Origin of the sequence: Myceligenerans salitolerans, assembly GCF_017349295.1 — a bacterium.
Classification (GTDB): domain Bacteria; phylum Actinomycetota; class Actinomycetes; order Actinomycetales; family Cellulomonadaceae; genus Myceligenerans; species Myceligenerans salitolerans.
The window spans coordinates 100,374-115,378 of the sequence record NZ_JAFMPK010000026.1 but is presented as its reverse complement, the minus strand read 5'-3'; the positions used below and the strand labels follow the sequence as shown (position 1 = coordinate 115,378).

Annotated in this window: 15 protein-coding genes; 12 read left to right on the top strand and 3 right to left on the bottom strand. The window is 69.0% G+C overall.

What is annotated here, in order from left to right:
- The 6 genes from J0911_RS05415 to J0911_RS05390 all read left to right on the top strand — a co-directional run.
- Positions 1-1,410, top strand: a 1,410-nt coding sequence (locus tag J0911_RS05415) for a GH1 family beta-glucosidase (RefSeq protein ID WP_207274442.1), incomplete at its 5' end; no start/stop codon positions are given.
- 739 nt (positions 1,411-2,149) lie between these two features.
- Entirely contained in the window at positions 2,150-2,392 is a 243-nt protein-coding gene (gene nrdH / locus J0911_RS05410) for a glutaredoxin-like protein NrdH (RefSeq protein ID WP_207274441.1), read from the top strand.
- Positions 2,393-2,418: 26 nt separating this feature from the next.
- Complete coding sequence (nrdI, locus tag J0911_RS05405) at positions 2,419-2,871, top strand: class Ib ribonucleoside-diphosphate reductase assembly flavoprotein NrdI (RefSeq protein WP_207274440.1); 453 nt, start codon at positions 2,419-2,421, stop codon at positions 2,869-2,871.
- Positions 2,868-5,003 carry a class 1b ribonucleoside-diphosphate reductase subunit alpha gene (nrdE, locus tag J0911_RS05400; RefSeq protein WP_207274439.1) on the top strand — a complete coding sequence of 712 codons (2,136 nt, stop codon included), beginning with the start codon at positions 2,868-2,870 and terminating at the stop codon, positions 5,001-5,003. Before nrdI ends, nrdE begins: the two co-directional genes overlap by 4 nt.
- A gap of 120 nt (positions 5,004-5,123) precedes the next feature.
- Complete coding sequence (gene nrdF / locus J0911_RS05395) at positions 5,124-6,104, top strand: class 1b ribonucleoside-diphosphate reductase subunit beta (protein ID WP_207274438.1); 981 nt, start codon at positions 5,124-5,126, stop codon at positions 6,102-6,104.
- Positions 6,105-6,678: 574 nt separating this feature from the next.
- Positions 6,679-7,440, top strand: a complete 762-nt coding sequence (locus J0911_RS05390; protein WP_207274437.1) for an SDR family NAD(P)-dependent oxidoreductase — start codon at positions 6,679-6,681, stop codon at positions 7,438-7,440.
- Here J0911_RS05390 and J0911_RS05385 read toward each other — a convergent pair.
- On the bottom strand, positions 7,429-7,776 hold the full coding sequence (locus J0911_RS05385) for a YbfB/YjiJ family MFS transporter (RefSeq protein WP_207274436.1): 348 nt from the start codon (positions 7,774-7,776) through the stop codon (positions 7,429-7,431). The two genes, J0911_RS05390 and J0911_RS05385, sit on opposite strands and share 12 nt — an antisense overlap.
- 119 nt (positions 7,777-7,895) lie before the next feature.
- Between J0911_RS05385 and J0911_RS05380 the strand changes: the two genes are divergently transcribed.
- The 3 genes from J0911_RS05380 (at position 7,896) to J0911_RS05370 (ending at position 10,111) form a co-directional block, all read left to right on the top strand.
- A complete protein-coding gene (locus tag J0911_RS05380) occupies positions 7,896-8,483 on the top strand; it encodes a TetR/AcrR family transcriptional regulator (protein ID WP_207274435.1) in 588 nt (195 codons plus the stop codon).
- A gap of 80 nt (positions 8,484-8,563) precedes the next feature.
- Positions 8,564-9,244: a type 1 glutamine amidotransferase domain-containing protein gene (locus J0911_RS05375; RefSeq protein WP_207274434.1), complete on the top strand. Its 681-nt coding sequence runs from the start codon at positions 8,564-8,566 to the stop codon at positions 9,242-9,244.
- A 207-nt stretch (positions 9,245-9,451) separates the two neighbouring features.
- Positions 9,452-10,111 carry an SDR family oxidoreductase gene (locus J0911_RS05370; protein ID WP_207274433.1) on the top strand — a complete coding sequence of 220 codons (660 nt, stop codon included), beginning with the start codon at positions 9,452-9,454 and terminating at the stop codon, positions 10,109-10,111.
- 57 nt (positions 10,112-10,168) lie between these two features.
- On the opposite strand, the gene J0911_RS05365 is transcribed toward J0911_RS05370, so the two are convergent.
- Complete coding sequence (locus J0911_RS05365) at positions 10,169-11,203, bottom strand: FKBP-type peptidyl-prolyl cis-trans isomerase (protein WP_207274432.1); 1,035 nt, start codon at positions 11,201-11,203, stop codon at positions 10,169-10,171.
- A 147-nt stretch (positions 11,204-11,350) separates the two neighbouring features.
- Between J0911_RS05365 and J0911_RS05360 the strand changes: the two genes are divergently transcribed.
- The 3 genes from J0911_RS05360 to J0911_RS05350 all read left to right on the top strand — a co-directional run bounded on the left by J0911_RS05360 (position 11,351) and on the right by J0911_RS05350 (position 13,360).
- Positions 11,351-11,650 carry an Rv1322 family protein gene (locus J0911_RS05360; RefSeq protein WP_207274431.1) on the top strand — a complete coding sequence of 100 codons (300 nt, stop codon included), beginning with the start codon at positions 11,351-11,353 and terminating at the stop codon, positions 11,648-11,650.
- Between the two features lie 36 nt (positions 11,651-11,686).
- A complete protein-coding gene (locus J0911_RS05355; protein WP_207274430.1) occupies positions 11,687-12,448 on the top strand; it encodes an alpha/beta hydrolase in 762 nt (253 codons plus the stop codon).
- A gap of 105 nt (positions 12,449-12,553) precedes the next feature.
- Positions 12,554-13,360 carry an alpha/beta fold hydrolase gene (locus tag J0911_RS05350; RefSeq protein ID WP_207274429.1) on the top strand — a complete coding sequence of 269 codons (807 nt, stop codon included), beginning with the start codon at positions 12,554-12,556 and terminating at the stop codon, positions 13,358-13,360.
- A gap of 125 nt (positions 13,361-13,485) precedes the next feature.
- Here J0911_RS05350 and J0911_RS05345 read toward each other — a convergent pair whose 3' ends face one another.
- The gene (locus J0911_RS05345) at positions 13,486-14,979 is read right to left on the bottom strand and encodes a DivIVA domain-containing protein (RefSeq protein ID WP_207274428.1); all 1,494 of its coding nucleotides are present in this window, start codon (positions 14,977-14,979) and stop codon (positions 13,486-13,488) included.
- Between the last annotated feature and the right edge of the window lie 26 nt (positions 14,980-15,005).

The following is a 15,005-nucleotide window of genomic DNA, read 5'->3' as shown; positions in this document are numbered from 1 at the left end:
TTCGTCTGGGGGTCGGCGACGGCGTCTTATCAGATTGAGGGGGGCGTGAGCGAGGGTGGGCGTGGCTTGTCGATCTGGGACACGTTCTCGCATACGCCGGGTAAGACGTTGAATGGGGATACGGGGGATGTGGCTGATGATCATTTCCACCGGTGGCGGGAGGATGTGGGGCATATCGCGGACCTGGGTCTGGATGCCTACCGGTTCTCGATCGCGTGGCCCAGGGTGCAGCCGGGTGGGGGTGGTGAGTTCAATGCGGAGGGGATCGGGTTCTACTCCGATCTCCTTGATGCGCTGCTGGCTGTGGGTGTCAAGCCTGTGGTCACGCTGTACCACTGGGATCTTCCGCAGGAGTTGCAGGATGCCGGTGGCTGGACGAACCGTGCGACCGCGGAGGCGTTCGCGGTCTACGCCCGCCGTATGGCCGAGGAGTTCGGTGACCGGGTGGATGTCTGGACGACGTTGAACGAGCCCTGGTGCACGGCCCTGCTGGGCTACGGCTCGGGTGTCCACGCCCCGGGGATCAGCGACCCCGTGGCCGCTCTGACCGCGATCCACCACCTGAACCTGGCCCACGGGCTGGCCGTGCGGGAGATCCGTGACGTCCTGGGCGCGGACGCGAAGGTCTCGATCACGCTGAACCTCCACGTCGTGCGGCCCGACGACCCGGCCTCGGACCTCGACCTGGACGCCAAGCGCAAGGCCGACCAGATCGCCAACGACTCCTTCCTCGGCCCGCTGCTGGAGGGCGCCTATCCCGCGGGCCTGCTCGAGCGTACGGCCGAGCTCACCGACTGGTCGTTCGTGCACGACGGGGACCTGGACCTGACCCGGCAGCCGCTGACCGTGCTCGGGGTGAACTACTACTCGACCGCTCGCGTGCGGGCGTGGTCGGGCCAGGGGCAACGGCAGCAGGCCGACGGGCACAAGGACTCCGCGGGCAACCCGTGGATCGGGGCCGAGGACGTGGAGTTCCTGCCCCAGCCGGGCCCCTGGACCGCGATGGGCTGGAACATCGAACCCGCCGGCCTGACCGACCTGCTCATGGAACTGCACGAACGCTACCCGCACCTGCCACTGATGGTCACCGAGAACGGCGCCGCGTTCGACGACGAGGTCACCCTCACCGGCGGCGTCGCCCGCGTGCACGACCCTCGCCGGGTGCAGTACCTGCACGACCACATCGAAGCACTCGCCCAGGCCCGCGACAAAGGCGCGGACGTGCGCGGCTACTTCGCCTGGTCCCTGCTGGACAACTTCGAATGGGCCTACGGATACGACCGCCGCTTCGGCATCATCCGAGTCGACTACACCACCCAGGAACGCACCTGGAAAGACTCCGCCCACTGGTACCGCCGCCTCACAACCAGCCGGACACTCCCCGCCATCACCGAAATCGACCCCGCCTGATCGGGCCGCGGCCCGTGGCTGGCGCCGTGGGGGGTGCCGGGGCGGTCTCGGGGTGCGGGGCGCCGACCTGACCCGGCGGGAGCGGGTCTGACCGGAACCCCCGGGCCTGGAGCGGCCGGGGAGCGGGGACGAGCCGGGTTCCGCCGTGCGGCGGAACCCGGCTGCGGTGCGTTCCGGGGGCTCTCGGCCTCGTTCCGGGGCTCTCGGCGTTCGGGTGTCCAGGCCGTCGGGGTGGTGGTGGCCGCCGCCGGTGGTGGGCTGTGACGTGGACCTCCGTGAGACACGCCCAAGAGGGTGCGACACGCCGTGAGTTCACCCGGTGATCGTCCGGCGTTGCCGGGTCGGTACGTCCTATTTGCGAAGGTGTCCCCGGTGTCGCGCGGGCTGCGCGACGGGTGGTCGCGCGGGGGTGGGGAAGGTCGTGGCGAGACTCGCCGCGTCGGTCGCCGAGGGTGCGTGACGGGCGCGGACGAGCGCCTCGTGCGCTGTCCGGGACGTGCCTCCGAGCCGGTTCGGGAGGTACGTGGCAGCATGGTCGGCGGGCGGAAACCGGCGATCGGGTGTACACCTCGCACGGGTTCCTGGCCGGCGTCAACCACAAGATGTCGTTGTCGGGCGAGCGTCAGACACTAGGTGTAGTGTTTTCCGTAGCGGGGCAGGCATGGCCTCGCGCAAACCACATCGGTGTAGTTCCACCGATGTTCTTCGAGGTCAACGGCATCCAAGGGGAGGGGCGGACATGAGCGTCACCGTCTACAGCAAGCCGGCGTGCGTCCAGTGCGACGCAACGTACCGCGCACTCGACCGCAAGGGCATCGAGTACTCGGTCGTCGACATCACACAGGACACCGACGCGCTCGAGATGGTCCGCGGCCTCGGGTACCTCCAGGCGCCCGTCGTGGTGGCGGGCGACGCACACTGGTCGGGCTTCCGCCCGGACCGGATCATGGAACTCGCCGCCACGCAGACGGTGGTCGCCTGACAGCTCGTGGAGGCAGGGTCGGAGACATGGGATCCCTGGTCTACTTCTCCAGCGTCTCGGAGAACACGCATCGATTCGTGCAGCGCCTCGACCTCGGGTCGCTGGACATCCCGGTGCGACGGATCCCCCTCCGCCCGGCCGACGGATTCCTGCGGGTCGACGAACCGTACGTCCTCATGGTCCCCACCTACGGCGGGGGGAACGAGGGCGGCTCGGTCCCGCGTCAGGTCCGTAAGTTCCTGAACGACGAGCACAACCGGTCGTTCATCCGCGGCGTGATCGCCGCAGGCAACACCAACTTCGGGGCTGCGTACTGCATCGCCGGGGACATCATCGCGGCCAAGTGCGACGTCCCATACCTGTACGCCTTCGAGCTCCTGGGCACAGCGCAGGACGTCACGCGCGTCCGCAACGGATTGGCACGATTTTGGCAACAGCAACCACAGCAGCAGCCCCGGCAGGTACCGCTCTCGGCGTGAGCGCGGTCGCGTCGGAGGACCTTCAGCCGGACTTCCACGCGCTCAACGCGATGCTGAACCTGTACGGCGCGGACGGGAAGATCCAGTTCGACAAGGACCGTGAGGCGGCCCGCCAGTACTTCCTGCAGCACGTCCTGCCGAACACGGTCCAGTTCGAGACGCTGGAAGCGAAGCTCGATCACCTCGTCGAGAACAAGTACTACGACCCCGAGGTGCTCGGGAAGTACTCCCGCGCGTTCGTGAAGACCTTGTTCCAGCGCGCCTACGCCAAGGAATTCCGGTTCGAGACGTTCCTCGGTGCCTTCAAGTACTACACGTCCTACACGCTCAAGACGTTCGACGGGACGAAGTACCTCGAACGCTTCGAGGACCGTGTCTCCATGGTCGCCCTCGGTCTGGCCGACGGCGACGAGGCCCTTGCCGAGCGCATCGTCGACGAGGTGATCGCCGGGCGCTTCCAGCCGGCGACGCCGACGTTCCTCAACGTGGGCAAGGCGCAGCGGGGTGAGCCGGTGTCGTGCTTCCTCCTGCGCATCGAGGACAACATGGAGTCCATCGCGCGCGGCATCAACTCCGCGCTGCAGCTCTCCAAGCGCGGCGGCGGCGTGGCGCTCCTGCTGAGCAACGTCCGCGAGCACGGCGCACCGATCAAGCACATCCAGAACCAGTCGTCCGGTGTCATCCCGGTGATGAAGCTGCTCGAGGACTCCTTCTCGTACGCGAACCAGCTCGGGGCGCGGCAGGGCGCGGGCGCGGTCTACCTGCACGCGCACCACCCGGACATCATGCGGTTCCTCGACACCAAGCGAGAGAACGCGGACGAGAAGATCCGCATCAAGACCCTCTCCCTCGGCGTCGTCATCCCGGACATCACGTTCGAGCTGGCCAAGAAGAACGCGGACATGCACCTGTTCAGCCCGTACGACGTCGAGCGCGTCCACGGCAAGCCGTTCGCGGACGTCTCGATCTCCGAGAAGTACGACGAGCTCGTCGCGGACGACCGCATCCGCAAGACCACGATCAACGCCCGCGACTTCTTCCAGACGCTCGCGGAGCTGCAGTTCGAGTCGGGCTACCCGTACATCATGTTCGAGGACACGGTGAACAAGGCGAACCCGATCGCGGGCCGCATCACCCACTCGAACCTGTGCTCCGAGATCCTCCAGGTCTCGACGCCGTCCACGTTCAACGAGGACCTGTCGTACAGCCACGTCGGCCGCGACATCTCGTGCAACCTCGGCTCCCTGAACATCGCCAAGGCGATGGACTCGCCCGATTTCGGCGCGACGATCGACACCGCGATCCGGGCGCTGACGGCCGTGAGCGACCAGACGAGCATCGACTCGGTGCCGTCGGTACGGCACGCCAACGAGCTGGGGCACGCCATCGGGCTGGGGCAGATGAACCTGCACGGCTATCTGGCGCGCGAGCGGATCTACTACGGCTCCGACGAGGGCGTCGACTTCACGAACATCTACTTCTACACGGTCGCCTACCACGCGATCGCAGCGTCCAACCGCCTCGCGATGGAACGCGGGAAGAAGTTCGGTGGGTTCGAGGAGTCGCAGTACGCCACGGGGGAGTACTTCGACAAGTACACCGACCAGGAGTGGAAGCCGGCGACCGAGCGGGTGTCACGCCTGTTCGCCGACGCCGGGGTGCAGATCCCGACGCAGGAGGACTGGAAGGCCCTCAAGGCGTCGGTGATGGAGCACGGCATCTACAACCAGAACCTGCAGGCGGTCCCGCCGACGGGCTCGATCAGCTACATCAACAACTCCACGTCGTCCATCCACCCGGTGCCGGCCAAGATCGAGATCCGCAAGGAAGGCAAGCTCGGTCGCGTCTACTACCCGGCGCCGTACATGACGAACGACAACCTGGAGTACTACCAGGACGCGTACGAGATCGGGTACGAGAAGATCATCGACACGTACGCGGCGGCGACGCAGCACGTGGACCAGGGCCTCAGCCTGACGCTGTTCTTCCCCGACACGGTCACCACGCGCGACGTGAACAAGGCGCAGATCTACGCCTGGAAGAAGGGCATCAAGACGCTGTACTACATCCGCCTGCGTCAGATGGCGCTGGAGGGTACCGAGGTGGAGAACTGCGTCAGCTGCATGCTCTGACGCGCGTGGACGGTGCGCCCGCGTCACAGCGGGCGCACCAGTACCGACCATGAACAGCCCGGCCGCCGCCGTCGCCCCTCGACGGCGCCGCGGCCGTCGTACATCGGAAGAAGAACGAAGATGTCGCCCACAGGGAAGCTCAAGCTCATCGATCGCGTGAGCGCGATCAACTGGAACCGCCTGGAGGACGAGAAGGACCTCGAGGTCTGGGACCGTCTGGTCGGGAACTTCTGGCTTCCCGAGAAGGTGCCGGTGTCGAACGACATCCAGTCGTGGCACACGCTGTCGGAGCCCGAGAAGGTCATGACCACCCGCGTGTTCACGGGCCTGACCCTGCTGGACACGATCCAGGGCACCGTCGGCGCGGTGTCGCTGATCCCGGACGCGCTCACGCCGCACGAGGAGGCGGTGTACACGAACATCGCGTTCATGGAGTCGGTACACGCGAAGAGCTACTCGTCGATCTTCTCGACGCTGCTGTCGACGCGGGAGATCGACGACGCCTTCGCCTGGTCCGAGAGCAACCCGCACCTGCAGAAGAAGGCGGAGATCGTCCTCGAGTACTACCGGGGCGACGAGCCGCTGAAGCGCAAGGTCGCCTCCACGATGCTGGAGTCGTTCCTGTTCTACTCCGGCTTCTACGCGCCGATGTACTGGTCGAGCCGGGCCAAGCTCACCAACACCGCCGACCTGATCCGCCTCATCATCCGCGACGAGGCCGTGCACGGGTACTACATCGGCTACAAGTACCAGAAGGGTCTGGCACAGCTGACGCAGCCCGAGCAGGACGATCTCAAGGCCTACACGTTCGAGCTGCTCTTCGAGCTGTACGAGAACGAGGCCGAGTACACCGAGTCGCTGTACGCCGAACTCGGCCTGGTCGACGACGTCAAGGCGTTCCTTCGGTACAACGCGAACAAGGCCCTGATGAACCTGGGTTACGAGGCGCTGTTCCCCAAGGAGGACACCGACGTCAACCCCGCCATCCTCGCGGCGCTGAGCCCGAACGCGGACGAGAACCACGACTTCTTCAGCGGATCGGGTTCGAGCTACGTCATCGGCAAGGCCGTCGAGACCGAGGACGACGACTGGGACTTCTGATCGTCTGATCGGAGCTCGGCGCCCGTAGCGGCTGACCAGAAACCCGGAACCGCAGCATCCCGCGGTTCCGGGCCTTTCTGCGTGCCGACATCCCGGGACACGGGTCCGTGATGAACCGGCGCTCGGTCACCGGGAGCACGCAGCGGGCCAACCCGTCGATGTCAGTAGCAGACGGTTCGTCTGCGTTTGGAGTAGCGCTGACGGCACGGGCGGGGTCATCGTCGAGCTGATCGGTCAGGCCCAGACCGACTCCGCGCTACGCGAGGCGTGCCTGCATGCCTACTCGCGACGCGGCGCGACCTGGCCTTGCGCGGACTTGAGACGGCGATCGAGGCCGGCCAGCTCCGTGCCGGCCCCGACTGCGGATCGGTGGTCGACCAGCTCTGGGGCTCCTGTACCACCGGCTGCTGCTGCCGGACGAACCGCTGGACACCGCCTTTGCCGACACGCTGGTCGACAACCGTGTTCCACGGCATCGCCGCCTGAGAGCGGTCGACCCGCTCGACAGGTGGCGGTGTCCAAGGTGGTTCACTTGCCCGAGGTGCATCCTGGCGAAACTGTGGAGGTAGGTCTGATGGCCAACGTTCTGGTGACGGGTGCGTCCCGGGGGATCGGGCGCGCGATCGCGGTGGCCCTTGCCGGCCGTGGTGACCGGGTCGCTGTCCACTACGGCTCCGACCGGAGGGCGGCCGAGGAGACGCTCGAGCTGCTGAGCGGCAGGGGGCACACGGTGGTGGATGGGGATCTGAGCAGACCTGAGAGCGGCGAGCGCATCGTCGCGGCGGCGACAGAGGCGCTCGGGGGAGTCGACGTCCTCGTCAACAACGCGGCGATCGCTCCCAGCGCGCGCCGTCATCATCCGATCGAGACCGTGGACTACGCGGATTGGCAGCGGATCTGGCGGGAGATGATCGACGTGGACCTCATCGCTGCGGCAAACGTGACGTATCTCGTCGCGCGGCAGATCATCGCCCGCGGAACCGGTGGGACCATCGTGAACGTCGGCTCCCGGGGTGCGTTCCGCGGCGAGCCGGAGTTCCCCGCGTACGGGGCTGCCAAAGCCGCGCTGCACGCCTTCGGGCAGTCGATGGCCGTCGCTCTCGCGCCGCACGGCATCGCGGTGGCGTCGGTCGCCCCCGGATTCGTCAGCTCTGAGCGGCAGGCGGAGAAACTGGGGAGCCCGGCGGGTGACGCCGTGCGGTCGGAGAGCCCGTTCGGGCGGGTGGGGACGCCACAGGAGGTCGCGCACGCCGTGCTGTACCTGACCTCCCCGGGGGCGGTCTGGGCCTCTGGCGCCATTCTCGACCTCAACGGCGCCTCCCACCTACGCACCTGAGCTCTCACCCGAGGGTCCGACCAGGTGTCCGACGTGGTGCGGGAAGCGGAAGCGGACCAGCGCGGCGGCGACGGCCACTGCCGCGATGACGGCCGCGCCCAGCAGAAGAGGTCCCTCGAACCCCGTGTCCAGCAGGGGTCGGGACAGCCGCGGGCCCGCGATCTGGCCGCTCGCGTAGCCCGTGGTCAGCAGCGCCACGGCTCGGGGCAGCCGCAGGTGCTCACCCAGTGCGAGGGCCAGCGAACTGATCCCGACGAAGGTTCCGCCGAACAGCGCCGCCGAGATCAGCGCGCTGGCGCTCCCGCTCGTCGGGGCGCCGCCGAGTACGGTGTCCATCGCGTTCGTGCTCGACCACCACGAAGGGCTCAAGCGTCGCTTCGCCGATGCTGCGGTCGTCGTCCTCGACCGTACTTGAATTAGTAGACGACTGGTCTACTCACTGGTATGGTTCTCGCGTGCCCGCGACGATCGATACCCGCCAGAAGATCCTTGATGCCGCCCAGGCCGTCATAGCGCACAAGGGCTGGGCCGTCGTGGGCATCAACGAGGTGCTGGGTGTCGCGGGCGTGCCGAAGGGTTCGTTCTATCACTGGTTCAGCTCCAAGGACGCCTTCGGCGAGGCGATGATGCAGAGCTACTTCACCGAGTACCTCGCCGAGATGGATGAGATCTTCGCGCGGCCGAAGGTGTCGGCGGCGGCGAGGCTCATGGCCTACTGGGAGAACTGGCGCGCGACGCAAGGGCTGGAGGACTGTCGAGGCAAGTGCCTCGCGGTCAAGCTCGGCGCGGAGGTCGCCGATCTCTCGGAGCCGATGCGCCTGGCGCTGAAGGACGGCACGACTGCGATCATTGGCCGTGTGGAGCGCATGATCGTGGCCGGCACGGCAGACGGTTCCTTGTCGGTCGTGGGTGATGCCCACGTCGTGGCGCAGACGCTCTACGACCTGTGGCTGGGCGCCAGCGTGCTGGCGAAGATCCACCGCGACCCCGCGCCGATGGACGGCGCGCTGGCGCTCACCCGGCAGGTCCTCCACCTCGCGTAACCAGTTTCCCGCATCTCGTCCAACGGTGCGGGCCCCTACTGATCGTCGAAAGACGACCGGTCTACTCCAAGGAGGAGCACATGAAGGTTCTCATCGTCCTCACCTCGCACGACGAGCTCGGCAGCACCGGCAAGAAGACCGGGTTCTGGCTCGAGGAGCTCGCTGCGCCGTACTACCGCTTCAAGGACACGGGTTACGACATCACGCTCGCCTCCCCGAAGGGCGGACAGCCGCCGCTGGACCCGAAGAGCAACGAGCCGCAGTTCCAGACCGACCAGACCCGCCGTTTCGAAGCCGACCCCGAGGCGACCGCTGCCCTGGCGAGCACGGTGCGCCTGGACTCGGTCTCCGCCGACGACTACGACACCGTCTTCTACCCGGGCGGGCACGGCCCGCTGTGGGACCTCGCCGAGGACCCCAGCTCGGCGCGTCTGATCGAGACCACGCTGCGCTCCGGCAAGCCGGTCGCGCTCGTCTGCCACGCTCCGGGCGTGCTGCGGCACGTCACCAACGAGGACGGCACCCCGCTGGTGCAGGGCAGGAAGGTCACCGGCTTCACCAACACCGAGGAGGCCGCGGTCGAGCTGGTCGACGTCGTCCCGTTCCTGGTCGAGGACGAGCTGATCAAGCTCGGCGGTGACTACTCCAAGGGCGCCGACTGGGGGTCCTACGTGGTCGAGGACGGGCTGCTCATCACCGGTCAGAACCCCGCCTCGTCGTCGGCCGCGGCCGACGCACTGATCGCCAGGCTCAAGGCATGAGCGCCTATGTCGTCATGCTTGATTCCCGACCGTCGCAGACGCTCAGACCTGGTACCACAGCCGGGCATATCAGGACGCTTTGCCGCTCCGCCCAGGCTGCGTCCGACTATCGCGTTCTGATCGTGCCGGGCCTCGACTGACTACCTCGACCACCAGAACATCGCTCTCTCGGGCTGAAACCCGGGACGAGGACAAGGAGCAGTGAAGATGAAGACCTTCATCATCGGGATCGCCGGAGGGGTCGGCGGCAGGCTCGCCCGCCTGCTGCACGACCACGGCGACGAGGTCGACGGCCTCTACCGTCGGCCGGAACAAGGCGTGGCACTCGCCGCGGACGGAATCAACGCCACCCGGGGCGACCTGAGCTCGCTCGATCCCACAGCGCTCGCGCACATGATCCGCGGCTCCGACGTCCTCGTCTTCTCCGCGGGCGCGGGCGGAGAAGGGGGAAACGCAGGGACCACCGCGATCGACGGCGACGGCCTGACCACCGCCATCACCGCCGCCCGGTCGGCCGGCGTCACCCGGTTGGTGCTCGTGTCCGTCTTCCCCGACGCGTGGCGTGGCCGCGCGGTGTCCGACACGTTCGAGCACTACATCGAGGTCAAGAAGCGAGCCGAGGTCGAACTCGTCGCCACCGAGGACCTTGACTGGTTGATCGTCCGTCCGGCCGCGCTGCTCGACGACCCCGGGGCGGGGAGGGTCGCTCTCGCGCCGGCACTGATCCACACCGAGGTCACCCGCGACGATGTCGCAGCGGTCCTCGCCGAGCTCGTCCACACCCCCGAGATTCACCGGAAGATCCTGGAGCTCACCTCAGGAGACACACCCGTCCCGGATGCCGTCAGCCACCTGTTGCGGGAGTGAGCCGACCACGCCCGGGAACCGCACGATCACGCGATTCCCGGGCCTTCCTGCGCAGGGTCAGGCGGCAGGCTCGGCCGCCAGGATGTCGACCACGAACACGAGCGTCTTGCCGCCCAGCTCGTGGGCGCTCGCGTCCTCGCCGTAGGCCTCCGCGGCCGGAGCGACGAGCAGGACCTGGCTACCGACCTTCTGCCCGGCGAGGCCGTCGGTCCAGGCGGGAATCACGCCGTTGAGCGGGAACGACGTCGGAGCCGAGCGGCTCCAGGAGGAGTCGAACGACGTACCGTCGAGGAGGCAGCCGAGGTACTGCACGGTGACCTCGTCCTCCTTGGTGACCTCGGCGCCGTCGCCCTCGATGAGGGGCTGCACGACGAGCTCGGTCGGGTCCTCGTAGCCGTCCGCGATCGTCACCGTGGGCACGCCGTCGCCGTCGAGCTCGACCGCCGGCAGGCCCTCCTCGGGCTCCACGGCGGCGCCCTCGGCGCGCTGGGGCAGCGTCTCCGACTCCATCACGTCGAGCACGTGCACCTGGGTGGTGCCGTCCATGCCCTGCATGGCGATCGTCAGGCGCGCCCCGACGTGCAGACCGGTGAGCGGCTCGTTGAGAACCTGGTAGCTCGGGTCACCGAGGGTGAACGTCTGCGGGGCCTGCCCCTCGTCCCAGGTCGACGGGTTCGTCTGCTCGCCGTCGGCACCGTTGACGATGTAGTCGTGGAACGTGATCTTGTCGCCCTCGACGAGTTCGGCACCGTCGCCCTCGTCGAGCACGTTGACGGCGAGACCCTCGACGGCGAGCGGTGTCTCGAACTCGACCTTCTCGGGCTTCTTGCCGCTCTCGCCGGTGACCTCGACGGCGTCGACGGCGTTCTGGTCGGCCTCGCTGGCCTCCGGAGCCTCCGACGGCTCCGGAGCGGCCTCCGGCTCGCAGACACCGCCCGCGACGACCGGTGCCGCGCTCGCACCCGACTCGCTCGCGGACGGGCTCGCCGAGGCGTCGGCGCTGTCGGAACTGTCGCCGTCGCCGCATCCGGTGAGCACGAGGGCGGAGCCCAGGGCGAACGCCGCCAGGCCGGCTGTGGTGCGGTGCTTCACGTTGTGTCCTTCGATAGGTGAGGTAGTGCCAGACCGGCACACTGTAACGGTCTGAGCCGGGAGAGACCTGGACCGTGGTGAAATGCCCGGTAACGTCGGAACTGGCGGGCCCCGCCGTCGTCCGACCGGTTTTGGAACAATGGCGGCATGCCGTCCAAGCGCCGATCCAGCAAGCGACCGTACGGAGCCGAGCACCGGCCGCTCGACGTCGACCGGGCCACGGGCGGCCGCCGCAGCGAGTCCGCGTCCGACGGCGAGTGGGTGGTCCAGCACGTCCGGTCGTCCGAGAAGACCTACGTCTGCCCGACCTGCCGGCAGGACGTGCCGCCCGGCACGGCGCACGTCGTCGCCTGGCGGTCGGACGCCATCGGCGGCCCCGACGCCGGGCTCGAACAGCGCCGCCACTGGCACAGCAACTGCTGGCGCCGCCGGACCAACCTGCGCTGACGCCCGGCGACCCGGGACCGGGAGAGAATGGTCCCGATGACTACCCACACCTCGCACCAGATCCGCTCCACGACGGTCCTTCCCGCCCATCGCGAGAACGTCGACCTCCACACCGCGGACGGCCTGACGCTCGTGGGCGAGCTCGCGCTCCCGGCCGGGACCGACGGTGCCCCGCGCACGCCGTCGGCCACCCTGGTCACCTTCCATCCGCTGCCGACGCACGGCGGCTTCATGGACTCGCACGTGTACCGCAAGGCCGCGTGGCGGCTCCCCGCGCTGGCGAACCTCGCCGTGCTGCGCTTCAACACGCGCGGCACCAGCTCGCCCCGCGGCACCAGCGAGGGCGAGTTCGACGGCGGTGAGGCCGAGCGGTACGACGTCGCCGCCGCCATCGAGCTGGCCGAGTTCCGCGAGCTGCCGAGCCGCTGGCTCGTCGGCTGGTCGTTCGGTACCGAACTGGTCCTGAAGCACGGCGCGGACCCGAGTATCGAGGGCGCCATCCTGCTCTCGCCGCCCCTGCACCGCGCGACCGACGTCGACCTCGACCGCTGGGCCGAGTTCGGCAAGCCGCTCGTGGTGCTCGTCCCCGAGCTCGACGACTACCTGCGTCCCGAGGAGGCGCGTCGCAGGTTCGCCCGCGTTCCGCAGGCCGAGGTGATCGGCGTCGACGGCGCCAAGCACCTCTGGGTGGGCGAGTCGGCCGTGCGCCGGGTCCTGGACGAGATCGTCGGCCACGTGCTTCCGGGTCATCCGCTCCCCCTGCCGACGCACTGGGAGGGCTCCCTCCCGGAGGCGTAGTTCCGGCTCCCCTCCTCGCGACCGCCCTACCGGGCATAACCTGGGGGAGGGGCGGGGGACGCCCCGCAGAGCGAGGGGCGTGGTCGCCCAGAAGGAGGCGCGGCAATGACTCGGACGACTCCGTTGAACACGATCGACCTGCGCGTGGGCGGCGGCCTCCCGCTCGTCCTGCTGCACGGCTTTCCCCTGGACCTGCGCATGTGGGCCGCCTGCGCCGCGGTGCTCCCGGCCGGCACCCGGGCGATCGGCGTCGACCTGCCCGGAGCCGGGCACTCCGACCTGGACGGTGCTCGGCCCTCGCTCGAGCACAGCGCCGAACGCGTGCACGACACGCTGCGCGAGGCGGGCGTCGGCAACGCCATCGTCGTCGGGCTGTCGATGGGCGGATACGTGGCCCTGGCGCTCGCCGACCTGTACCCGGGGTTCGTCGCGGGGCTGGGGCTCGTCGACACGAAATCGGTGGCGGACACCGATGAGGCGCGAGCGAACCGTCGCCGGATCGCGAACGCGGTCGAGGAGGCACAGACGGTCGACGCGGTGCTCGGCATGCCGGCAGCCCTGCTGTCCGACATCAGTGCCACCGAGCGGCGTCATCTCTTCCCGGTCCTGGAGAGCTGGATCCGTTCCCAGTCACCGGCGGGCGTGGCGTGGACGCAGCGGGCGATGGCCGCGCGGCCCGACCGGACCCGGGTGCTCGAGAAGTACGAGGCCCCCGTCGCCGTCGTCGTGGGCGCACAGGACAAGCTCGCGCCGCCCGCGGAGGCGGAACACATGGCGGCCGCGGCGAGGACCGCGGGCGGCGACGTCACCTTGACCGAGGTGCCCGACGCCGGCCACATGGCTCCGGTCGAGGATCCTCAGACGGTCGCCCGTGCCCTGGCGGATCTGCGTCGTCGGGTACGGGACACCTGAGGCGGCCCCGAGGTACCCGGGTCAGGCGCACGAAAAGAACCCCGGCCGCCGGACGAACGATCGTCCGGCGGCCGGGGCACGTCGTGTCGGGTGACGTGGCGAGCTGCCACGCGGCCGGCAGGGCCTCAGGCGTTCGCCTCGGCCTTGCTCTCCGACTTGCCGTTCTCCGTCTCGTCCTCGCCGCCGTCGACCTGCGGGATCACCACGGTGGCCGAGCTGACCTCGTCCGCCGACGGTGCGGGGTTGGGTGAGCGGGGCGGGATCGCGGCCGGAGGCTTGCCGGACGAGTCCTCGTCCTTCGCGCCCTTGCCGACACCACCGAAACGGGCCTGCTGGGCCGGGGTCAGAGGGCTGCCGCCGGTGGCCGTGGCGAGCGCCGCCGATCCGTCCTTGCCGCCCTGCTGCGGGCCGCCGAGCATGCCGCGCAGCTCGTCGAGGTAGCCGTTGATCGAGTCGTGCTGGCGGGTGAGGTCCTCGAGCTGGTTCTGGGCCGCCGTGCGCTGCTGTTCCGCCTCGGCACGGGCGTCCGCGATGGTCTGCTCGGCGAACTCGCGCGCCTCCGCGACGATCCGGTCCGCCGTCCGCCGCGAGTCCGCGACGAGGTCCTTGACGTAGACGTCGGACTCCGAGCGGACCTTCTCGGCCTGCTCGAGCGCCACGGCCACGCGCTTCTCCGCCTCGGCCGCGTGCTCCTCGGCGGCCTTGACGAGCTTGTCCGTCTCCTCCTTGGCCTTGGCGTGACGCTCGGCGAGTTCGGCCTCGACCTGTTCCTTGCGGGTGGCGATGTCCAGATCCGCCTCGGCGAGCGCGCTCCGCGCCTGTTCGCGCAGGTCCTCCAGGTCCGAGCTGACCGCGTTCGCCGCCTCGGAGGCTTCGCGCTTGGCGTCGGCCACGAGCTGCTCCGCCTCGCGCCGGGCGCGCTCCAGGAGCTCCGTGGACTCCTTCTCGGCGCTCTCGCGCTGGGCGGCCGTCTCGGCGGCGACCTTGGCGCGCAGCTGGGCGGCGTCCCGCTCCGTGTTGACCCGGAGTTCGGTGGTCTCGCGCTCGACCGTCGAGCGCAGCGTGCCGAGCTCCCGCTCCAGGCTGGCGCGGCGCTCCGACTCCTCGGTGGCGATGCCGGAGGTGATCAGGGCGGCCTCGCGCTCTGCCGAGCCGACGAGTTCCTCGGCGCGCCGCTGCGCCGCGACGAGGTGGCCGTCGGCTTCGGCAGCCATCGTCGTGCGGATCTCCTCGGCCTCGCGACGGGCGCTGGCGAGCATCTCGGCCGCCTCCGACTCGGCCCGGGAGCGGACCTGGCCGGCCGAGAGCTTGGCGCGCGCCATGATGTCCGCCGCCTGCTGGTTCGCCTGGGTGAGGATGTCCGAGGACTGCTCCTCCGCCGAGCGCAGCAGCATCTCGATGCGCGAACCGAGGCCCGCGTACGACGGCTTGTCGCTCTCCTTGAGCCGCTGCTGGGCGTCGCTGAGGTCGGCCTGGAGCTTCGAGGCGCGTGAATCGGACGACTCGACCTGTCGCCGTGCCTCCTCCAGCGCGGCGTTGAGCCGGTCGAGGTGGCTGTGCACCTGGTCGCGGTCGTAACCGCGCATGACTGTCGGGAAGAGCGATCGCTCGTCTGACACGTGCAGACCTCCGTGGCAAGACCGTG